This window comes from Pseudomonas sp. PS01299, assembly GCF_029960145.1.
Classification (GTDB): Bacteria; Pseudomonadota; Gammaproteobacteria; order Pseudomonadales; family Pseudomonadaceae; genus Aquipseudomonas; species Aquipseudomonas putida_A.
Window position 1 is genome coordinate 1 of sequence record NZ_JASCPO010000044.1, and the last position, 22,110, is coordinate 22,110.

A 22,110-nucleotide genomic window follows, 5' to 3' on the forward strand; every position below is an offset into this window, starting at 1 on the left:
CGCTCAGGGTGACACCCTGAGCGGCATTGAAAAGGTGATCGGCACGGCGTTCAACGACACCTTCAATCTCGATTCGGCCACTGCGACGTTCGAGGGGGGAGCGGGGGATGATGTCTACGTTCTCAACGGCAGTGGCGGCACGGTCATCGAACAGGCGGGTGGCGGTAACGATGAAGTACGCAGCAACTTCGGCCAGATCTACCTGGGCGCCAACGTCGAGCGTCTGACCTATACCGGCACCGGGTCATTCACCGGTTGGGGCAACGCCATCGACAACATCATTACAGGGGGCAATGGCAACGACATCCTGTATGGCGGCGCGGGTGCCGACCGGTTCATCGGTGGTGCCGGTTTTGACACTGTCGGCTACGGCGACACGACTATTGGCGTCACCATCAACCTGAAAACCGGGGTTCACACAGGGATTGCAGCAGGGGATACCTACACCAGTATCGAAGCTTTGACCGGCACGATAGCCGGTGACATTTTCATCGCCGACGGCGCGGCCATGGCTTTTGACGGGTTAGTGGGTGCGGACATGGTCAGCTATGAACAATCCGACAGCGCCGTGACCATTGATTTGAAAACTAAGGTCAATGCGGGTGACGCGGCCGGCGATACCTACACCGGAATCGAGTTTTTCCAGGGCAGCAGCTTCAACGACACCCTGTCCGGAACCGCATTCGGTGACAACTTCATTGGTGGCTCCGGTGCGGACCTGATCGATGGGCGTGAAGGGCATGACACTGCCTGGTACATCAACAGCAAGGCCGCTGTGAACATCAATCTGCAGACCAACGTCAACGAAGGCGCCGATGCTCAAGGTGATGTGCTGCTCAATATCGAGCGAGTGATCGGCAGCCAATTCGACGATACGCTGACCGGAAGTTCGGCAGTCGATTTTCTTGAGGGCAGCACAGGCAACGACGTGATTTATGGCGGCGACGGGGCCGACTTCATTTATGGAGGCCTGGTTTCCCTGGCCGGGCCGTTAGCCAGTTCGGCACCCAATGCAGGGGCTGAGGCTGATGCGCTCTATGGCGGCAATGACAACGACACGATTCTCACCGCATCCAACGACACTGGCAGCCGTGCGTATGGCGAAGCGGGCGATGACACCATCACCGTAACTCATGGCATCGCTGATGGTGGTGAAGGCAATGACAAGCTGATCGGTACCGGCCTGGGCTTCTCGCTGTTTGGCGGCGTGGGCAAGGATAATCTGGTATTGCAGTCCGTCGGTTCGGCCTTCGGTGGTGAAGGTGACGATATCTACACCATCGACACTTCGGCATTGGTCAACATTCAGGACGACGGTACCAGCCGTGGCGACAAGATTGTGCTGTCGTACATTCGCGCTTCGGAACTGCAAGTCGACCGTGTCGGTGACGACCTCTACCTGCACCGTTACAGCGTTTCAGCCGGACAGACGCCGGATGAGGGCGTGCGCCTGAAGGATTGGTTTGCCGGTTCCGACACTATCGAGCAGATCGTGACGGCCGATAATCAGACCATCAATCTGCCGGCCAACAGTGATGCATTCGCGATGTTTGGCTGACCACTGAATCGCACACCTGCAATCGCAATGCGGCCGCAGGTGTGCGCTTGGCAGCTGAAGGACCAACCTGGTTTCAACCAAGCAAGGAAGAAGCAAATGTCAGTGATTTATGGAACGAGTGAAGCCGATGTCATGGGCGGCAATGAAGGCAATGACGAACTCTACGGACTGGAGTCGGATGATCAGATCTGGGGTACCACGGGGTCCGATCTGCTGGATGGCGGGGAGGGGTTCGATTCAGTGAGTTATCAGATGATGCCGAACGGCGTCAGCGTCGATTTCCGAGAGGGGCTGGCCACTGTCACCAAGGCGGACGGCTCCGTCGATACCCTGGTCGGCATCGAAAAAGTCATCGGCAGCTTTGACAATGACACCTTGGTCAGTTCGGTCAGCGGTATCACGCTGGAAGGTGATAACGGCGATGACGTGTACATCGTCGGTAGCGAAGGTGTGACCATCGTCGAAGCGGAACGCGGCGGTTACGACGAGCTGCGCACCAGCGTCAACACCCAGAGGATGGATCCGTTCCTGGACAAAATGATCTTCACCGGCACCGGCGACTTCAAGGGCTACGGCAATGCCGAGGCGAACGTGATTGTCGCCGGTGCAGGCAATGACGTGCTGTGGGGTGGCGACGGTGGCGATCAGTTCATTGGCGGCGAGGGCTTCGACACAGTCAGCTATACCGACAGCCTTGAAGGCGTCAGTATCGAGCTCTCGAGCATGTGGGGCGCCACCGGCATTGCATTCGGCGATACCTACTCGAGCATCGAGGCCGTGCGGGGTTCGAATTTCAACGATGTGATCTTCGCCGGCGCAAGCCCAATGGTCATGGACGGTGCCGATGGCTTTGACGCCGTCGATTACAGCCGTTCCAACGATGCGGTCAGCATCGAGTTTCGTGATGGCGAGGGCTTCGGTTCTGGCGGCTACGCCGAGGGCGACACCTTGATCAATGTGGAAAAGGTTGTCGGGACTAACCTGGACGATCACTTCACTGCTAACTCGGGCGGCGTGACCTTCGAAGGTGGCTGGGGCAGTGACGTCTATACGATCAACAGCGAGGGTGTGACCATCGTCGAGACAGACTCAGGCATGGGGTTTGACGAGCTGTACACCAGCCTGTCGGTCATGAAGATGGACCCGTTCATCGAGAAAATGACCTACACCGGTACAGCCGATTTCACCGGTTATGGCAATGATTCCGACAACTACATCTTCGGCGGCAGCGGCGATGACCTGTTCTACGGTGGCGCCGGACGGGATGTGTTCGTCGGCGGCGCGGGAACGGATATCGTCAGCTATGACGACAGCGATACGGGTGTGGTGGTCAACCTGTGGAGGATTGGCCAGAACGGTACGGCCGAAGGGGATATGTATTACGACGTCGAAGGTCTGCAAGGCAGTCGTTTCAACGATGTGATGGATGCCGGCCGCGAGGACGCGATCCTGGAAGGTGGCAACGGCGACGATGTGATCAATGGCAACGATGGCAACGATCACCTTTACGGCGGACTGAAGTCCGGTCTCGACGGTGATGTCGCGCAGGCGGACACACTGTCTGGCGGTTCGGGTGATGACGTCATCGTCAGCGCTGTGAATGACCTGGGTACAGTGGCCCACGGCGACGGAGGCAATGACACCATCACGGTCCACAACGGCAGTGCCCTTGGTGATGACGGTCATGACGTGCTCACCGGCACCGGCAACAGTTATCTGTTGTCAGGTGGCAGCGGCAACGACGTGCTGAATCTCAATCTTCCGGGGCAGTCCGGTACTGGCGGCACCGCACTGGGCGGTATGGGTGACGATATCTACATCGTGAACAGCACCGGGCTGGTATCGATTCAGGACGAGGGCTGGGATCTCAACGACACCCTGATCCTCAACACCATCACCAACGCCAGCCAGTTGAACGTCACCCGCATCGGCGATGACGCCTACCTGCACAGCGCCAACGACGGCAGCAGCGGTGTGCCGGACAACGGCGTGAAACTGGCGGGATGGTACGCCGGGTTCAACAACATCGAGCACCTGCAGACTGCCGACGGCCAGGTCTACGACCTGCCGGCGACGGTTGATGGGTTCGCCATGTTCGGCTGATCACTCGATCTGTTGATGCACCGCAATGAAAGGGATGAATCCGCTGCTGGATTCATCCCTTTTTTCATGCCTTACGGCGCACCCGACGCAGCGCTCGCGGAGCTGGCGCGTTTCCTGCAAGTCCCCCTCAAATCGCCATAAAACGAGCGCTCGCGGTCATCGCAGCGGCGCCGCAGGCGGCAAAAGGGTTAGCCAGACGGCCCGCATCGCTCAACAAAGCCATGCGCAGCCCGGTGACGAACGAGAGGGGAGACGATGAAGGCAGTTATTTTGGCGGGTGGCCTCGGCACGCGCATCAGTGAAGAGTCGCACCTCAAGCCCAAGCCCATGATCGAGATCGGCGGCAAGCCAATTCTCTGGCACATCATGAAGCAGTATTCCGCTCACGGGATCCACGACTTCGTGATTTGCCTTGGCTACAAGGGCTATGCGATCAAAGACTTCTTCGCCAACTACTTCCTGCACACCTCCGACGTCACGTTCGACATGCGCAATAACCGCATGGACGTGCACCAGAACTACAGCGAGCCGTGGAGCGTCACCCTGATCGACACCGGCGAGGAAACCATGACCGGTGGCCGTCTGCTGCGTGCCGGCCGTTACCTCAAGGATGAAGAGGCGTTCTGCTTCACCTACGGCGACGGCGTTTCCGACATCAACATTGCTCAACTCGTCGATTACCACAAAGCCCACGGTCGCCTGGCCACCGTCACCGCGGTGCAGCCGCCGGGACGTTACGGTGCCCTTGAGCGCCAGGGCGATCAGGTGCTCGGTTTCACCGAAAAACCGCGTGGCGACGGTGGCTGGATCAACGGTGGCTTTTTCGTGCTGTCGCCCAAAGTCCTGTCCTACATCGCTGGCGATGAAACCACCTGGGAAGCCGAGCCGCTGGCGCGTCTGGCAGAGGAAGAACAGTTGAACGCCTTCGAACACGAAGGCTTCTGGCATCCGATGGACACCCTGCGCGACAAGAACCACCTCGAAGCGCTGTGGCAGAGCGGGGAGGCCCCATGGAAGCAATGGGCCTGAGTGCGGATTTCTGGCGCGGCAAACGCGTACTGATTACCGGCCACACCGGTTTCAAAGGCAGCTGGCTGACCCTGTGGCTGCAAAGCCTCGGTGCGCAAGTCAGCGGTTTTTCGCTGGATCCGTCGACCGAACCGAGCCTGTATGAACTGGCGCGGGTTCACGAAGGGATCAACGATCAACGTGGCGATCTGCGTGATCTCGGCGCGTTGCTGGAGATCATCGCCGACACCGAGCCGGAGATCGTCCTGCATCTGGCTGCGCAGCCGCTGGTGCGTGAAGGCTATCGCGATCCGCTGGGCACTTACTCCAGCAACGTCATGGGCACGCTGAACCTGCTCGAAGCGATCCGTCAGGTCGGTTGCGTGCGCGCCTGCGTGCTGGTGACCACCGACAAGGTTTACGCCAACAAGGAATGGCTGTGGCCGTACCGCGAAGACGAAGCCCTCGGTGGCCACGATCCCTACAGCAGCAGCAAGGCTTGCTGCGAACTGTTGGCGCAGTCTTACGCCGCGTCGTTTTTCCCGGCTGACAAGTATGCCGAACACGGTCTGGCCCTGGCCACCGCGCGCGCCGGCAACGTCCTGGGTGGCGGTGACTTCGCCCCGGAGCGTCTGATTCCCGATGTGCTCAAAGCCTGGACTGCCGACGAGCCGGTGACCCTGCGTTATCCGCAAGCGGTGCGCCCGTGGCAGCACGCGCTGGAACCGCTGGCTGGTTACCTGCAACTGGCTGCCGGCCTCTACGAACAAGGCCCGGAATACGCCGGGGCGTGGAACTTCGGTCCGGGCGAGGCGGACATGTGCAGCGTCGGCGAAGTGGTCGAACTGCTCGCCAGTCGCTGGCCACAGGCACGCGGTCTGCGCATCGAAAAAAGCGAACTGCACGAGGCTGGTCTGTTGCGTCTGGACAGCAGTCGCGCCCGTCAGGTGTTGGGCTGGCAGCCACGCTGGACCTTGCAGCAATGTCTGACCCAGACCCTCGACTGGCATCTGGCGTGGCAGAACGGCGATGACATGCGCAACGTCACTCTCGGCCAACTGAACCTGTACCGAGGCGCGCTGTGAGCGAGTTTTCCTTGAAACCGTTGCCGCTGGCCGGGCTGTTCAGCGTCCAGCACAGACGCTTCGAAGATCAGCGCGGGCATTTCGCCCGGCTGTTTTGCGAAGGCAGCCTGAGCGCGTTCGGCAGCGAATTTCACATCCGCCAGATCAACCATTCCTGCACCCGTGAAAAGGGCAGCGTGCGCGGTCTGCATTACCAGAATGCCAATGCGCCGGAAGCCAAGCTGATCACCTGCCTGCGCGGTGAAGTGTGGGACGTGGCGGTGGATCTGCGTCCTGACTCCGCAACCTTTCTGCACTGGCACGCCGAGCACCTCAAGGCTGGCGACGGTCGCAGCCTGTTGATTCCGGCCGGGTTCGCCCACGGTTTCCAGACCCTGACCGATGACGCCGAACTGCTTTATCTGCACAGCGCCGATTACGCGCCGGAGCACGAAGGCGGCTTGTCGGTGAACGATCCACGGCTGGCGATTGCCTGGCCGTTGCCTGTCAATAATTTGTCAGCGCGTGATTCCAGCCATCCTGCGCTCGATCAACACTTTGCCGGAGTGCGTCTATGAACTGCCGTGGGTGCGCCGCACCGCTGAGCCTGCCGCTGATTGACCTCGGCACCTCGCCACCGTCCAACGCCTACGTGCATGCCGAGCGCCTGGAGCAGGCCGAACAGTGGGTGCCGCTCAAGGTCGCCGTGTGCCAGCAGTGCTGGCTGGTGCAGACCGAGGACTACACCCGCGCCGACAGCCTGTTCGACGCCGAGTACGCCTATTTCAGTTCGTTCTCCAGCACCTGGCTGGCCCACGCCGAGCGTTATGTCGCCGAGATGGTCGAGCGCTTTGCTCTGAGCGCCGACAGTCGTGTGGTCGAAGTCGCCGCCAACGACGGTTACCTGCTGCAGTACGTCGCCGCTCGCGGCATTCCGTGTCTGGGTGTCGAGCCGACCCGCAGCACCGCGCAAGCGGCGCGGGAAAAGGGTCTGCAGATTCATGAAGTGTTCTTCGGTCGCGACAGCGCTGCGCAGCTGCACAGCGAAGGCTGGGGCGCCGACCTGATGGCCGCCAACAACGTGCTCGCGCATGTGCCGGACATCAATGATTTCCTGGGTGGTTTCGCCACGCTGCTCAAGCCGACCGGCGTCGCTACTTTCGAATTTCCGCAACTGCTGACGCTGATGGCTGGCGCGCAGTTCGACACGCTGTACCACGAGCACTATTCCTACCTGTCGCTGACCGCCGTGCAGACCTTGTGCGAGCGCAATGGTCTGGAAGTGTTCGACGTCAGTCAGTTGAGCACTCACGGCGGTTCGCTGCGGGTGTTCGTGCAGCGCCAGGACGGAGAGCGTCGTGCTGTGCAGCCGGCGGTGCAGCAACAGTTGCAGGCCGAGCTGGATGCCGGGGTGAAAACCCCTGAGTACTACGCGACCCTCGCGCCGGCTGCCGAACGCATCAAGCATGAACTGCTGCGCTTTCTGTTGCAGGCCAAGGCCGACGGCAAGCGGGTGGTCGGTTACGGCGCGGCGGCCAAGGGCAACACCTTGCTCAACTACGCCGGGGTCAAACCGGATCTGCTGGCGTGGGTGGCCGATGCCAACCCGCACAAGCAGGGCAAGTTTTTGCCGGGCAGTCGGATCCCGATTGTCGCGCCGGCGCAGATCGACATCGAAAAACCGGACTACGTGCTGGTGCTGCCGTGGAACCTGTTGCACGAAGTCAGTCAGCAACTGGCGCAGGTGCGCCAGTGGGACGGGCGCTTCGTAATCGCCGTGCCTGAGATGAAAGTCCTGTGAACGTCCTGGTCACCGGGGCCACGGGCTTCGTCGGCCGGCATCTGGTCGCGGCGTTGCTCGCCCGTGGCTGCGCGGTACGTGCGGTGGCGCGTAATATCGAGACTGCGGCGAGCATGCCGTGGATCAGCGACGTCGAATTCGTTGCGGCGGATATTCACGCGTCGGATCTCGACATTGCGGCGCTCACCGACGGTATCGACGTCCTCGCGCACCTGGCCTGGCCGGGGTTGCCGAACTATCGGGCGCTGTTTCATTTCGAGCACAACCTGATGGCCGACTACCGCTTTATCAAAGGCGCGGTCGAGGCGGGTGTGGCGCAAGTATTGGTGACCGGCACCTGCTTCGAGTACGGCATGCAAAGCGGCCCGCTCGACGAAAGTGTCGAGCCGCAGCCGAGCAATCCTTACGGTCTGGCCAAACACACGCTGCAGCTGTTTTTGCAAAATCTGCAGCAGGAAAAACCGTTCACCTTGCAGTGGGCGCGTCTGTTCTATCTGCATGGCGAAGGGCAGAACCCCAACAGTCTGCTGGCAGCGCTGGACCGGGCGATCGATGCCGGGGAGGCGTCGTTCAACATGTCTGGCGGCGAGCAACTGCGCGACTTTTTGCCGATCGCCAGCGCCGCCGATTACCTCGCCACGATCGTCCATCAGCGCGATTTCAACGGCGTGATCAATTGCGCCAGTGGCCAACCGGTATCGGTGCGCGCACTGGTTGAACAACGGCTGCGCGAGCGCGGTGCGGCACTGAATCTGAACCTCGGCCATTACCCTTATCCGAGCCATGAACCGATGGCGTTCTGGGCCGTGACCGAGCGTTTGCAACAGCTACTGGGAGAGCCGCAATGAGGCACGAGTTGTATCGGGTCACCGACCTGCCGGTGTTGCAGAACCGCACCTTCGCCGACCCGGAGTCGGCAAAGGCGTCGGCCAGCGCCGACATGCTGCTGGTGCAGGATGAGCGCAGCGGCCTGATCTTCAACGCCGCGTTCGACGCCGACAAGCTCAGCTATGACGCTGACTATCAAAACGAGCAGGCCCATTCGGGCCAGTTCCAGAAGCACCTGAGCGACGTCGAAGGCATCATCGCCAAACACTTCAAGGGCCAGGAGCTGATCGAAGTCGGCTGCGGCAAGGGTTACTTCCTTGAGTTGCTCAAGGGCCTCGGTTATTCGATCACCGGGATCGATCCGGCCTACGAAGGCGAGAACGCCGACGTGATCAAGGCGCCGTTCACCCGAGGTCTTGGCCTGGCAGCTGACGCCATTGTCCTGCGCCATGTGCTGGAACACATCGAAGACCCGGTGAGCTTTCTGGCGGTGATCGCCGAAGCCAATCAGGGCGGGCAGATCTACATCGAAGTGCCGTGCTTCGACTGGATCCTCGAGCACAAGGCCTGGTTCGACCTGTTCTACGAGCACGTCAATTATTTCCGCCTCGATGACCTGCGCCGCATGTTCGGCACCGTGCACGAGGCCGGCCACCTGTTTGGCGGCCAATACCTGTACATCGTTGCCGACCTTTCGACGTTGCGCCTGACTCCGCAGCAACCGGTGCCACGCCTGACGCTGCCGGACGGTTTCACCGCCAGCCTCGAGCGCGCGGTGCAGATCATTCAGTCCGCACCCGAGCAGGGTTCGGCGATCTGGGGCGCATCGTCCAAAGGCGTGATCTATTCGCTGTTCCTGCAACGCGCGGGTGTCGCGGTGGATCGTGTGGTGGATATCAACCCGGCCAAACAGGGGCGTTATCTGCCGCTGAGCGGCGCGCGAGTGTCCTCGCCGCAAGAGGCGATGGATGCGCTGCCCGAAGGCGCCCACCTGTTTGTGATGAATTCCAATTACCTCGAAGAAATCAAGCGGATGACCGGTGGACGCTACGTCTATCACGCCGTCGATAGCGCTTCGTTCCAGTGACCATTGAGACTTTGAACATGACCGACAACAGCATCAACCAAGCTTTCGAAGCCGAGTGCCGCGAGCAGATCGCCCAGCAGGGTGACGACCAGAAACTGACTGGCCTGGCCCGTGATTTCTTCAACGAATCGGCCAAACACAAGTACAGCTACCACTTCTCGTGGATGGGCCGCCCGATCATCCAGCTGCCGCAGGACATGATGGCGATGCAGGAGATCATCTGGCAGGTCAAGCCGGATCTGGTCATCGAGTGCGGCATCGCCCACGGCGGTTCGATCATCTACTACGCCTCCCTGCTGGAACTGCAAGGTCACGGTGAAGTGCTGGGCATCGACCTCGACATCCGCCCGCACAACCGTGAAGCGATCGAAAGCCACCCGATGGCCAAGCGCATCAAGATGATCGAAGGTTCGAGCATCGACCCGGCCATCGCCGCTCAGGTGCAGGCTGCGGCTAAGGGCAAGAAGGTCATTCTGGTCCTCGACTCCAACCACACCCACGACCACGTGCTCGAAGAGCTGCGCCTGTATGCGCCGCTGGTCTCGGTCGACAGCTACTGCGTGGTGATGGACACCGTGGTTGAAGACATGCCGGCCGATTTCTTCCCGGATCGCCCATGGGGCCCGGGCGACAACCCGAAAACCGCGGTGTGGAAGTACCTGGAAGAGAACCAGGACTTCGAGATCGACCAGCAGTTGCAGAACAAGCTGCTCATCACCGTGGCGCCGGACGGCTATCTGCGTCGCGTTCGTTAATTCGCACCATCACCAAAGCGTTATCTCGGCGAGTCGCCGGTTGTGGAGAGAAGTTATGCAAGGCAAGTACAGTTCTGAACTGGCGCTACCGCTCAACGAGCTGTTGACCGTGGTGCTGATTACTCACAATCGGCCGGCGTTCCTGCGTCGGGCGGTGAAGTATTACAGCAGCTTGCCCTGCCGGATCATGGTGCTGGACTCGACGGTCGAGCGGCCTGAAGGGGATTTTTCCGCCGTCGATTATCACCATGTGCCGCAGTTCGCCTACTGGGGCATGCAGGCCAAACTGGCTTATGGTGTGGAGCAGCTGACTACGCCGTATATGGTGCTGGCGGCTGACGATGACTTCATCCTGCACGATTCGCTGGCCGAGTCCGTGAACTTCCTGCAGGCGAATCAGGACTACGGCATGTGCCACGGCTATTGCCTGATGTACCTGTCTCTGGCCCATGGCGTGAACTACTACCGTCGTGACAAGAAAGTCCAGGAAGATTATTCGTCCGAGCGGGCGCAGGATCGTGTCATCGATTACATGAGCCAGTACATTCCGCCGTTCTACGCGGTGACCCGTACTGACCTGATGAAAAACTGGCATTCGGCGTTGCCACCGGGTACCAATTTCCAGTGGCAGGAAATCGGTCACGTCTATTACCTGCTGGCCAGTGCCAAGGCGCGGATCCTGCCGATGCCTTATGTGGTGCGTGAGATCAACTACGGTGTCTCCGAGCACAATACCGATGTGTATCACTCGCTGACCTACGCCGACGGCAAATCGGTCGCCGAGCGAGAGGCCTTTGCCGAGTTTCTCGCCTCTCTGCCAACCGCCATTCAAGAGCTCGACGCCGGACAGCTCAAGGCGTTTGTCCTGCAGAGTTTCGAGGCCATGGCCGACAGCTTGAAGACTGGGCGCGCACTGACTGCAGAACTGATTTTCGAATCCACTTGGAACCAGAACCTCAGGCATCCAGATCGTCGTTTCGGCCCGTTGCAGTACGTCGAGATGCCGTTTTACAACCAGCCGTTCTTTGATCGTCTGGAGCAGTTCGAATTCATGCTGCACGCCATGCCCGCCGGCCGTATGCAACTGGAAGGACTTGAAGGCATATGGACGCGTCAGGCGCACTTGCTGCAGGCACGCAACAACGATACCCCGGAAAGTGTGGTGGACCGTTTGTGGCAGGCGCATGACCTCAATGCTTTCAACCGGACCGTCGTCAAGCGCCTTGCCGCGCATCTGAATGACATGGGTGAAGACGAAGCCGCCCAGTCGGTGCACGAATGGATCGCTCGGCTTGAAGCGCTGACGGTTGAAGATAATCAGGCAGTCTTCGAAAAAATGAAGTCCGGTCGCCTGCTGCAGTGGCTGGCCGCGCGTGAGCCGTCGGCGCAACAGGTCGAGTCGATCACTCGACAGCTGTCGGCCCATGACGGTGGCCCGCAGTTCGGCATTTTCCTGCTGGATCTGGATGACCAGATCGACAAGGTGCAGGTCTCGCTCGACAGTCTGCTCGAGGGGCACTGCAAAGCGTTCAAGATTGTGGTGTTCACCACGGGCGAACCGCCGGTAGCGACCACCGCGCAAAACACCCTGCACTTCGTGCGCGTCACCCAGAGCAACTATGTCGACAAGTTGAATCAGAGCGCCCAACAGTCACCGTGCGACTGGCTGCTGCTGGCGCAAGCGGGCGACGAGTTCACCGCTGGCGGCTTGTTGCGGGCCAGTCTGGAACTGATGTCCGCCACAGGTGTGCGTGCCGTGGCCACCGATGAAATCCAGCGCAAGGAAAACGGTGCGCTGGTCGACGTCTTCCGCCCGGGCTTCAATCTGGACCTGCTGCAAAGCATTCCAGCGCTGATGGCGCGTCACTGGTTGATTCGCCGCGAAGTGTTGCTCGAAGCCGGTGGTTATCAAGCGGACTTCAGCAAGGCACTGGAGCTGGATCTGTTGCTGCGCATCATCGAACAGGGCGGCATTGGCGGCCTGGCGCACCTCGACGAGCCACTGCTGATCACCCAGGCCTCGGTGCTGGAAGAGAATGCCCACGAACGTCAGGCGCTGCTGCGTCACCTGACCAATCGCGGATACAAGGCCAGGGTCACCTCGGCGACGCCCGGTACCTATCAGATTGATTACCGTCACGCCGAACAGCCGCTGGTGTCGATCATTGTGCCGGCCATCGATGACCTGCCGGCACTGCGTCGCTGCCTGGAAGGCGTGTTGCTCAGAACCCGTTACAGCCGCTATGAAGTGCTGATTGCAGCGAATCCGAATCAGTCGGCCGAGGTCAATGACTGGCTGGGCACGCTGCGTAACCCTAAAGTCAATGTGCTGCGTGCCGATCAGCCGCTCGGCGAGACGGCGTTGTACAACGCCGCCAGCGAGCAGGCGCAGGGTGAGTATCTGGTGCTGTTGGCCGCTGACAGCGAAATCGTCAATCCGAACTGGATCGACTCGTTGCTCAATCACGCGCAGCGTCCGGAAGTGGCTATCGTCGGTGCAAAACTCGTTGATCGTGACGGCAAGATCGCCCATGCCGGTTTGATTGTTGGTCTGAACGATGGCGTTGGCTCGCCTTTTATCGGTGAAAAACACGCCGCTGAAGGTTACATGCAGCGCCTGGCGGTCGAGCAAAACTATTCGGCGGTGTCGAAGGTGTGCCTGATGATCCGCAAAGAACTGTTCAATGCACTGGGTGGTCTGGACGAAGTGACGTTCGCCGACGGCTTGAGCGATGTCGATCTGTGCCTCAAGGCCGGTGATGCGGGTTACCTCATTGTGTGGACGCCGCTGGTGCAGGTTGTGCATCCGGGCCTCTTGCCGCAAGCGCCATCAGCCCTGGCTGCATTGCGTGAGAAGTGGGGCGGCGCCTTTGCGCAGGACAGTGCCTATAACGCCAATCTATCCCTCATCGGCAAAGGTTTTACCTTGGGTGAAAGCACGCCGGTCAACTGGTCGCAGTTACTCGCTTGAGTTCGTCGGACAAGCAACAGGAATCAGCACATGTTCAACGGTAAATCGATCTTCATCTCTGGCGGCACCGGCTCGTTCGGGCGCAAATTCATCGCCCGTCTGCTTGAGCAATACCAGCCCAAGCGCGTGGTGGTGTTCTCCCGCGATGAACTCAAGCAATACGAAATGCAGCAGACGTTCAACGCGCCGTGCATGCGTTACTTTCTCGGTGACGTACGCGACGCCGACCGTCTGCGGCAGGCCATGCGCGGCATCGACTACGTGGTGCACGCGGCGGCGCTCAAGCAGGTGCCGGCGGCGGAGTACAACCCGACCGAGTGCATCCGCACCAACGTCAATGGTGCGGAGAACATCATCGCCGCCGCCATCGACAATGGCGTGAAGAAAGTCGTCGCGCTGTCCACCGACAAAGCGGCCAGCCCGATCAACCTGTACGGTGCGACCAAGCTGCTGTCGGACAAACTGTTCGTCGCCGCCAACAACATAGCCGGCGAACAACAAACGCGTTTTGCCGTGGTGCGCTACGGCAACGTGGCGGGCTCGCGGGGGTCGGTGGTGCCGTTCTTCAGCAAGTTGATTGCCGACGGTGCGCAGGAGCTGCCGATCACCGACGAGCGCATGACCCGATTCTGGATCACTCTGGATCATGGCGTGCAGTTTGTCCTCGACAGCTTTGCGCGGATGCACGGCGGCGAAGTGTTCGTGCCGAAGATTCCGTCGATTCGCATCGTCGATCTGGCGCGGGGCATGGCCGAGCATCTGCCGCACAAGAACGTCGGTATTCGTCCCGGGGAAAAACTGCATGAACTGATGGTGCCGCTGGACGATGCGCGGATGACCCTGGAGTTCGCAGACCATTACACCATCCAGCCTTCCATCCGCTTTACCAGCGTCGATGTCGATTTCTCCATCGACAAGCTCGGCGAACGTGGGCGGCCGGTGAGTGAAGATTTCGAATACCGCTCCGACACCAATCCGCACTACCTCTCGGTCGGGCAGATCGCCGAGCTGCACGCGAAGTTGTCGGCATGATTCCCTACGGTCGGCAGAGCGTTGATCAGGCGGACATCGATGCAGTGGTCGAGGTGCTGCAATCGGACTGGCTGACTCAAGGGCCGACTATCGAGCGTTTCGAGCAGGCGGTGGCCGAACGATGCCAGGCGGATTTCGCGGTAGCGGTGTGCAACGCCACCGCGGCGCTGCACATCGCTTGCCTCGCGGCCGGCCTTGGCCCGGGTGATCGCTTGTGGACCACGCCGAACACTTTTCTGGCCTCAGCCAACTGCGGGCGCTATTGCGGCGCCGACGTGGATTTCGTCGACATCGATCCGCTGACCTGGAACCTCGATGCCTTCGCCCTCGCCGCGAAGCTCGATCAGGCCGAGCAGGACGGCACGCTGCCGAAAGTGTTGGTGGCGGTGGCGTTCTCCGGGCAGAGCTGCGACCTGCGCAAGATTGCCGAACTGGCCGAGCGCTACAACTTCACCGTGATCGAAGACGCCTCGCACGCGGTGGGCGCCAGCTACGCCGGGCGCCCGGTGGGTTGCGGGGAATTTGCGGCGATGACCGTGTTCAGTTTCCACCCGGTGAAGATCATCACCAGCGCCGAAGGTGGCATGGTCCTGACCAATCGCCCGCAACTGGCCGAGCGTCTGCAACGCCTGCGCAGCCACGGCATGACCCGCGATCCGCAGCAGATGAGCGAACCCAGCCACGGCCCGTGGTATTACCAGCAGATCGAGCTGGGCTTCAATTACCGGATCACCGAGTTGCAGGCGGCGCTGGGTCTGTCGCAACTGGCCAAACTGGACAGCTTCATCGCCCGTCGCCGCGAACTGGCGGCGCGTTACGACCGGTTGCTGGCCTACCTGCCACTGAGCTTGCCCAGCGCGCAGCCGGAGGCGGAATCGGCGTGGCACCTGTACGTGGTGCGCTTGCAGACCGAACGCATCGGCCTGACCCACCGTCAGGTGTTCGAAGGCTTGCGTGCCGCCGGCATCGGCGTGAACCTGCACTATATTCCTGTGCATTTGCAGCCGTACTATCGCGACCTGGGTTTTGCCGAAGGCGACTTCCCCGAAGCCGAGCGTTATTACGCCGAGGCGATCAGCCTGCCGCTGTATCCGTTGCTCAGTGATGAGCAGCAGGATCATGTGGTTGAGCAATTGCGCCGGCTGACCGAATAAACCCCGCTGCGGCGGCGAATGAGACTGTGCAATGCGTGATCTGAGTGAGCAGGAAAAATTCTGGCAGGGCGATTTCGGCAACCACTACGTGGATCGCAACGTCGGTCAGCCGCTGGTGGCGGCCAATCTGGCGTTGTTCGCCAAGGCCCTGAGCCGCGCCGGGCGCATCGACAGTGTGGTTGAGCTGGGCACCAATGCCGGCAACAACCTGCAGGCGCTGCGTCAACTGCTGCCGCACAGTGAATTGTTCGGCGTCGAGATCAATGAAAGCGCCTGTGCTCAGGCGCGGGCACTGGGCATCGCGCAGATCTGGCACGGCTCGCTGTTCGATTTTCCCCGCGAGCGCAGCTACGACCTGACCCTGAGCAAAGGCCTGCTGATCCATCTGGCGCCGGAGCTGCTGCCGACCGCCTATGCGCAGTTGTATGCGTTGAGCCAGCGCTACATCCTGATCGCCGAGTACTACAATCCGGCACCGGTGGAAGTGTCCTATCGCGGCAACAGCGGCAAGCTGTTCAAGCGCGATTTCGCCGGGGAAATGCTCGATCGTTATGCCGATCTGCACTTGCTCGATTACGGCTTTGGTTATCACCGTGACCCACAATTCCCGGTGGATGACATCACTTGGTTTCTGCTGGAAAAACGTCCTTGAACAGCGTCGCAATCATCCCGGCCCGTGGCGGCAGCAAGCGCATCCCGCGCAAGAATCTGTTGCCGTTCGATGGCGTGCCGATGATTGTCCGCTCGATCCATACGGCGCTCGACAGTGACCTGTTCGAACAGGTCGTGGTCAGTACCGATGACGCGGAAATTGCTGAGTTGGCGCTGGCCCACGGTGCGCAAGTGCCGTTCCTGCGCCCGGCTGAACTGGCGGATGATTTCACCGGCACCGCTGCGGTGATCGTGCATGCCTTGCAGCAACTGCCAGCCTTCGATTACGCCTGCTGCGTGTACGCCACGGCGCCGTTGTTGCAGGCGCGCTTCCTGCGGCAAGGATTTGAGCTGTTGCAGCAGCACCCGGACAAAGCCTTTGCGTTCTCCGTGTGCAGCTTTGGTTTCCCGGTGCAGCGTGCGCTGACGCTGGACGGGCAGGGCGCATTGACCGCGTTGTACCCGGAATTTCGCAACACCCGCTCGCAGGATCTGCCTGAAGCTTTTCAGGACGCCGGCCAGTTTTACTGGGGCCGTCGCGAGGCGTGGCTGCGCGGTGACGTGTTGTATTCAAGCGCCAGCCTACCGGTGCTTCTGCCGCGGCATCTGGTGCAGGACATCGATACGCCGCAAGACTGGAAACGCGCCGAATACCTCTACGCCGCGCTCAAGGCCGGCGGAGAACTGCAATGAGAGTGCTGATCCGCGCTGACGCTTCGCCGACCATCGGCAGTGGCCACATTGCCCGTTGCCTGACGCTGGCGCGAGTGCTGCGCAAACAGGGCAGTCATGTCGCGTTTGCCTGTCGGCGGTTGCCCGGGCATCGGCTCGATGCCTTGGCTGCCGAAGGTTTCGAGACCTTCGCCTTGCCGGACGTCTACCCCGACGAAGACCCGCAGCAAGCCATCGAATCGATGCTGCCGTGGCAGGCAGATATCGAGGCGCTGGACGCCTTGCTGGCAGGTCACGCCGCATTCGACTGGATCATTGCCGACCACTACGGCCTTGATCATCACTGGCAAACCGCTGCCCGTCGTTGGGCGCCACGGATTGCGGCTGTGGATGATCTCGCCACCCGCCGTTACAGCGTTGATCTGCTGCTCAATCAGAACCTGTCCGGCCTCAGCGAGAACTACGCGCCGCTGCTGCCCGAAGGCTGCCGGACCTTGCTCGGCCCGCGCTACGCCATGTTGCGCGAAGAGTTCGTCTGCCCGGCCATTGCGATCAAGCCCAAGGCGCGCCGGGTGCTGGTGAATTTCGGTGGTTTCGATGCGGCGATGCAGACCCATCACGCGATGCTGGCGCTGCAGGACTTCGCAGAGCTGGAAGTGGATTTCGTTGCCGGTGCAGACAATCCTGCGTGGGCGCAAATGCAGGCACTGGCCGCAACACGGCCGCATTGGCGCCTGCACAGTTTCGTCAGCGATTTCCAGCAACGCATGACCGCGGCCGATCTGTTTATCGGCGCGGGTGGCGGCACCAGTTGGGAGCGTGCAGCCCTCGGCCTGCCGACCCTCTGCATCGCGGTATCGAACAATCAGCAGGCCAACGGCGAAGTGATGGCGGCGGCGGGGGCGCATGTGTTCATGGGCGCCCGCGAGCAGGTCAGCGTCGAACAACTGCGCGACGCCATCGGTTTTGTCGTCGACAATTTTTATCTGCGCCAGAGCCTGGCCGAGCGTTCGCGGCAACTGGTCGATGGGCGCGGTGCATTACGCGTGGCGGCGGCGCTGGCCGGTGCGGTGCTCAAACTGCGCCCGGCGACCCTCGATGATGCGCAATTACTGTTCGACGGGCGCAATGCCGAGGCTGTGCGGCGCTGGTCACTGGACACGGCTGCAATCGAATGGCCGCAGCACCTGAACTGGCTGAATGCGAGCCTGCGCAATCCACAGCGTCTGCTGTTGATTGCCGAGGCCGATGACGGACCCGTTGGCGTCTTGCGCTATGACCTGCGCGGCTTTGAGGCCGAAGTGTCGCTGTATCTGCTGGAAGGACGGCTCGGTCTCGGCTGGGGCAGGGCGCTGCTGGCGCGAGGCGAGGCGTTCGTCCGCGAGCACTGGCCGCAGATGACCGTTATCACCGCTCAGGTGCTGCCGGGCAATCGCCCCTCTTTGAATGTGTTTCGTGACGCCGGATTCACCCAGAGTGCCTGCGCGTTCACCAAGGTTTTGAAGGATCACCGCGATGAGTAGTTTCAAGATTGGCGAGCGTCTGATCGGTGCCGATGCGCCGCCGTTCATCATTGCCGAGATGAGCGGCAACCATAACCAGTCGCTGGAGGTGGCCCTGCAGATTGTCGAAGCCGCCGCCAAGGCTGGCGCGCACGCCTTGAAGTTGCAGACTTACACCGCGCAGACCATGACTCTGGATCTGGCCGAGGGCGAGTTTTTCATCAAGGACCCGAACAGCCTGTGGGCCGGCACTTCGCTGTTCGACCTGTATGAGAAAGCTCATACCCCATGGGAGTGGCACGCGCCGATTTTTGCCCGGGCCAAAGAGCTGGGCATGCTCGCGTTCTCGACGCCGTTCGATGACACGGCGGTGGACTTTCTCGAAAGCCTCGACGTGCCGGCGTACAAGATCGCCAGTTTCGAAAACACCGATCTGCCGTTGATTCGTCGCGTGGCGGCGACCGGCAAACCGCTGATCATCTCCACCGGCATGGCCAGCATCGCCGAACTCGACGAAACCGTGCGTGCCGCCCGCGAGGCAGGGTGCAAGGATCTGGTGCTGCTCAAATGCACCAGCACTTACCCGGCAACGCCGCTCAACAGCAATGTGCGCACGATCCCGCACCTGCGTGAGCTGTTCGGTTGCGAGGTAGGTCTTTCCGATCACTCCATGGGCGTTGGCGTGTCCGTGGCCGCTGTGGCACTCGGGGCGACGGTGGTGGAGAAACACTTCACCCTCGACCGTTCGGCGGGCGGGGTCGATGCCAGTTTCTCGCTGGAGCCGGCGGAACTGGCCAGCCTGGTGGTGGAAACCGAACGCGCCTGGCAGGCCATGGGCCAAGTGCATTACGGCGTCACTGAGGCCGAGCGCAAGTCGCTGGTCTTTCGCCGTTCGCTGTACGTCACTGCTGACATGGCGGCCGGTGAAGCCTTTTCCGGGGACAATCTGCGCGCCATTCGCCCAGGTCTCGGTCTGCCGCCCAAGCACACCGAGGCCGTCCTCGGTCGCCGCGCTCGTCAGGCGATCAAACGTGGCACGCCGCTGGACTGGTCGTTGGTCGAATAACCCGATCTGCAACCGATTCGGCAAAATAGCGTGACCTGCGAGTCATAACGCGCATCTTCACTGTATTGTATTGACCGGGGAGATGGCGCCTGGCCGTGTAATCGGTTCCAGTGATAGCCCTTTGCGCTCCCCGTGGCTGCCCGTTGTGGCGGCCGTTTTCTGTTTGTCGGCGCCCCTCGAATCCTTGCGAGCGGTGGTTTTGGGCTGTTTTTTATTGGGAAGCCGTAATGATTGGCATAAAAAGCATTGCGAGCTACGTTCCTGTAGCCGGCGTGGACAATTACGCACAAGGTGCAAAATTCGAGAAGGATGAAGAATTCATCCTCGGCAAAATCGGTTCGGCCTTCCTGCCGCGCAAAGACGCTGAACAGGAAACCTCCGATCTGTGCGTGGAAGCGGCCAATGCGCTGTTTGCCAGCAACCCTGAACTGAAGCGTGAATCGATCGACGCACTGATCGTCGTCACTCAGAACGGTGACGAAGAAGGTCTGCCGCACACCGCTGCCATCGTCCAGGACAAACTCGGTCTGCCGACTAATGTCGCGGCATTCGATATTTCCCTGGGCTGCTCCGGTTACGTCTACGGCATCTACGCGATCAAGGGCTTCATGGAAGCCGCCGGCCTGAAGAATGGCCTGCTGATCACCGCTGACCCATATTCGAAAATCGTCGACCCGGAAGACCGCAACACCACCATGCTCTTCGGCGATGCCGCCACCGCGACCTGGATGGGCGAAGATCCTTCATGGGCGCTGGGCAAGGCCAAGTTCGGCACCGACGGTTCCGGCGCACCGCACCTGAAAGTCACCGATGGCGTGTTCTTCATGAACGGCCGTCAGGTGTTCAACTTCGCGCTGCTCAAAGTCCCGGCGCACTTGCACGAATTGCTCGACGACTCCGGCCTCAAGGCTGACGACATCGACGCCTTCTGCATTCACCAGGGCAGTGCGGCGATTGTCGATGCCGTGGCCCGCCGTTTCGAAGGCGAGCCGGAGAAGTTCATCAAGGACATGGTCGAGACCGGCAATACTGTGTCGTCGAGCATCCCGCTGCTGCTGGAAAAACACGTACTCGATTCCGATTGGCAGCGCATTGCCCTGAGCGGTTTCGGTGTCGGTCTGTCGTGGGGCTCGGCGATCATCTATCGTCCTTGAGTCGGTCAAAAACGGCGGATACAAAAATAGCGTTCAAGGTTACCCTTGAGCGCTATTTTTTTGCCTGAATGGAGCGCTAGGCGGTATGAGCGAGTTTTTCCAACCCAACGCCCAGATCATCCAGCAACGCTGGCCGGCGTTGTTCGAGCGGCTGATGGCGGAAGACACCTCAGTCGTTCAAGCCGAACTGGTGCAGGGCTTGGGCTCGACGCTCAGTGTCAATGGCATTCAACTGACCAGTCGCCACGACCGCATCCATGAAGCCCGCATCCAGGCGGCCAGCCTGGCGGAAAAATCGCAGTTGCATGTCTACGGCACTGGCCTCGGCGATTTGCCAACGGTGCTGCTGGAGCGCGCTGGCCTTGAGCGGTTGTACGTGCATATCCTCAATGGCGCGGTGTTCGCGCTGGTGCTGCAACTGCTCGATCAGCGCCCGTGGCTGGAAGATCCGCGTGTGCAGCTGTTCTATGCCGGTGATCTGTCAGACATCTGCACACCGTTTTTCGCCCTGCCGGCCGAGATGCTGCTGGCTGATGATTTCAACGCGAAAATCCGCGATCGGCTGGTCAGCGAAGTGCACCTGAACTTCAACAATCGCGAGTTCGATCCAAACTTGCCGTTCATTCAACAGCGTTTGCAGGACTGCCTGCCGGTGTTGCTGGGTGATGACGATGTGGCGCAGTTGTTCGGCAGCGCCAATGGCCGGGAAATCTATGTGATCGGCACCGGGCCGACCCTGGAAGGGCATTTCCAGCGTCTGGCGGCGGTGCATGCGCAGGCTGAACGTCCATTGTTGATGTGCGTCGATACCGCTTACCGGCCACTGCGCGAACACGGCATCGTCCCGGATCTGGTGGTCACCATCGATCAGCGCATCAGCTTCCGGCATTTGCCGTTCGAGGACTCCGCTGGCATCCCGCTGGTGTATCTGCCTATGAGCGATCCTGCGGTGCTGACCGCCTGGAAAGGCAAGCGCTATGGCGGTTACTCGGCCAGCCCGGTGTACGCCGCGTTGCGTGAGCAATATCCGCGCGGACAACTGCATGTCGGTGGCAGCGTGATTCATCCGGCGGTGGATCTGGCGGTGAAGATGGGCGCGTCGCGCATTACCCTGTTTGGCGCTGACTTCGCCTTCCCGATGAACAAGACCCATGCTGGCTGGAATGACGGTGATCTGGGGCCAGGGGTCGATCAGGCGCGGCATTGGGTGCAGGACGGCCATGGCCAGCGGGTCAGCACCCAACTGAACTTTCGCGGCTATCTGTGTGTGCTGGAGCGCTATATCGCCGCGCATCCGCAGGTGCAGTTTTTCAACAGCAGTCGCGCGGGCGCACTGATCGCCGGGACGCAGTTCAATCAGGAGTTTGTGCAATGACAACGATTGAGCAGTGCGTCGACGAGTGCCGCCACTGCGCCGGGCTGTTTCGTCTAGGACGTGATGTCGAGGCGGCGCTGGATATGGTCGATGTGTTCGAGGGCGCGCAGCAGTTACTGATAGCTGCGTCTGCACCGATTCAGCAGGACTGGTCCTTTGTACTCACGCACATGCTCGACTGTCAGGAGCGTCAGGACTGGCTGGGGTTGGCTGACTGGATGGAGTACGAGCTGATCGAAGTGTTGCAAAAAGCACGATCGGCAAAGTGAGCGACCGCACTGGCCCGCGGCTTTACGCGCGGGTCGGTTTTATGGCGTCATTTTTTCGCA

General features: G+C 60.8%; 19 protein-coding genes. All 19 read left to right on the plus strand.

From position 1 onward, the window contains the following. Positions 1 to 1,558: calcium-binding protein (locus QMX91_RS10600; protein WP_282412686.1), on the plus strand; the 1,558-nt coding region annotated here is incomplete at its 5' end. A gap of 96 nt (positions 1,559 to 1,654) precedes the next feature. After that, the gene (locus QMX91_RS10605) at positions 1,655 to 3,661 is read left to right on the plus strand and encodes a calcium-binding protein (RefSeq protein ID WP_223008667.1); all 2,007 of its coding nucleotides are present in this window, start codon (positions 1,655 to 1,657) and stop codon (positions 3,659 to 3,661) included. Positions 3,662 to 3,916: 255 nt separating this feature from the next. Beyond that, positions 3,917 to 4,690 carry a glucose-1-phosphate cytidylyltransferase gene (gene rfbF, locus QMX91_RS10610; protein WP_223008669.1) on the plus strand — a complete coding sequence of 258 codons (774 nt, stop codon included), beginning with the start codon at positions 3,917 to 3,919 and terminating at the stop codon, positions 4,688 to 4,690. Beyond that, on the plus strand, positions 4,672 to 5,754 hold the full coding sequence (gene rfbG, locus QMX91_RS10615) for a CDP-glucose 4,6-dehydratase (protein WP_098967814.1): 1,083 nt from the start codon (positions 4,672 to 4,674) through the stop codon (positions 5,752 to 5,754). Before rfbF ends, rfbG begins: the two co-directional genes overlap by 19 nt. Next, complete coding sequence (rfbC, locus tag QMX91_RS10620) at positions 5,751 to 6,311, plus strand: dTDP-4-dehydrorhamnose 3,5-epimerase (RefSeq protein WP_282412687.1); 561 nt, start codon at positions 5,751 to 5,753, stop codon at positions 6,309 to 6,311. Before rfbG ends, rfbC begins: the two co-directional genes overlap by 4 nt. Continuing rightward, positions 6,308 to 7,534, plus strand: a complete 1,227-nt coding sequence (locus QMX91_RS10625; protein ID WP_282412688.1) for a class I SAM-dependent methyltransferase — start codon at positions 6,308 to 6,310, stop codon at positions 7,532 to 7,534. The genes rfbC and QMX91_RS10625 overlap by 4 nt, the downstream gene beginning before the upstream one ends. Next, entirely contained in the window at positions 7,531 to 8,382 is an 852-nt protein-coding gene (locus QMX91_RS10630) for an NAD(P)-dependent oxidoreductase (RefSeq protein ID WP_098967818.1), read from the plus strand. The genes QMX91_RS10625 and QMX91_RS10630 overlap by 4 nt, the downstream gene beginning before the upstream one ends. Continuing rightward, positions 8,379 to 9,449 (plus strand): class I SAM-dependent methyltransferase, encoded by a 1,071-nt coding sequence (locus QMX91_RS10635; protein WP_134785732.1) that lies wholly within the window; start codon positions 8,379 to 8,381, stop codon positions 9,447 to 9,449. The genes QMX91_RS10630 and QMX91_RS10635 overlap by 4 nt, the downstream gene beginning before the upstream one ends. 17 nt (positions 9,450 to 9,466) lie before the next feature. After that, on the plus strand, positions 9,467 to 10,204 hold the full coding sequence (locus QMX91_RS10640; protein ID WP_027614220.1) for a cephalosporin hydroxylase family protein: 738 nt from the start codon (positions 9,467 to 9,469) through the stop codon (positions 10,202 to 10,204). A 55-nt stretch (positions 10,205 to 10,259) separates the two neighbouring features. Then, positions 10,260 to 13,175, plus strand: a complete 2,916-nt coding sequence (locus QMX91_RS10645; protein WP_098967820.1) for a TIGR00180 family glycosyltransferase — start codon at positions 10,260 to 10,262, stop codon at positions 13,173 to 13,175. Between the two features lie 30 nt (positions 13,176 to 13,205). Beyond that, positions 13,206 to 14,207 carry a UDP-N-acetylglucosamine 4,6-dehydratase (inverting) gene (gene pseB, locus QMX91_RS10650; protein WP_098967822.1) on the plus strand — a complete coding sequence of 334 codons (1,002 nt, stop codon included), beginning with the start codon at positions 13,206 to 13,208 and terminating at the stop codon, positions 14,205 to 14,207. Continuing rightward, positions 14,204 to 15,361: a UDP-4-amino-4,6-dideoxy-N-acetyl-beta-L-altrosamine transaminase gene (gene pseC / locus QMX91_RS10655; RefSeq protein WP_098967823.1), complete on the plus strand. Its 1,158-nt coding sequence runs from the start codon at positions 14,204 to 14,206 to the stop codon at positions 15,359 to 15,361. Before pseB ends, pseC begins: the two co-directional genes overlap by 4 nt. Before the next feature lie 31 nt (positions 15,362 to 15,392). Next, positions 15,393 to 16,013, plus strand: a complete 621-nt coding sequence (locus tag QMX91_RS10660; protein WP_282412689.1) for a pseudaminic acid biosynthesis-associated methylase — start codon at positions 15,393 to 15,395, stop codon at positions 16,011 to 16,013. Continuing rightward, the gene (gene pseF / locus QMX91_RS10665; protein ID WP_098967827.1) at positions 16,010 to 16,705 is read left to right on the plus strand and encodes a pseudaminic acid cytidylyltransferase; all 696 of its coding nucleotides are present in this window, start codon (positions 16,010 to 16,012) and stop codon (positions 16,703 to 16,705) included. The genes QMX91_RS10660 and pseF overlap by 4 nt, the downstream gene beginning before the upstream one ends. Further along, positions 16,702 to 18,207 carry a UDP-2,4-diacetamido-2,4,6-trideoxy-beta-L-altropyranose hydrolase gene (gene pseG / locus QMX91_RS10670; protein ID WP_098967829.1) on the plus strand — a complete coding sequence of 502 codons (1,506 nt, stop codon included), beginning with the start codon at positions 16,702 to 16,704 and terminating at the stop codon, positions 18,205 to 18,207. Before pseF ends, pseG begins: the two co-directional genes overlap by 4 nt. After that, complete coding sequence (gene pseI / locus QMX91_RS10675) at positions 18,200 to 19,252, plus strand: pseudaminic acid synthase (protein ID WP_282412690.1); 1,053 nt, start codon at positions 18,200 to 18,202, stop codon at positions 19,250 to 19,252. The genes pseG and pseI overlap by 8 nt, the downstream gene beginning before the upstream one ends. Positions 19,253 to 19,479: 227 nt before the next feature. Continuing rightward, complete coding sequence (locus QMX91_RS10680) at positions 19,480 to 20,406, plus strand: ketoacyl-ACP synthase III (protein ID WP_096796272.1); 927 nt, start codon at positions 19,480 to 19,482, stop codon at positions 20,404 to 20,406. 85 nt (positions 20,407 to 20,491) lie between these two features. Then, positions 20,492 to 21,781, plus strand: a complete 1,290-nt coding sequence (locus QMX91_RS10685; protein ID WP_282412691.1) for a 6-hydroxymethylpterin diphosphokinase MptE-like protein — start codon at positions 20,492 to 20,494, stop codon at positions 21,779 to 21,781. Beyond that, positions 21,778 to 22,050: a hypothetical protein gene (locus tag QMX91_RS10690; RefSeq protein WP_282412692.1), complete on the plus strand. Its 273-nt coding sequence runs from the start codon at positions 21,778 to 21,780 to the stop codon at positions 22,048 to 22,050. The genes QMX91_RS10685 and QMX91_RS10690 overlap by 4 nt, the downstream gene beginning before the upstream one ends. Positions 22,051 to 22,110: the final 60 nt, after the last annotated feature.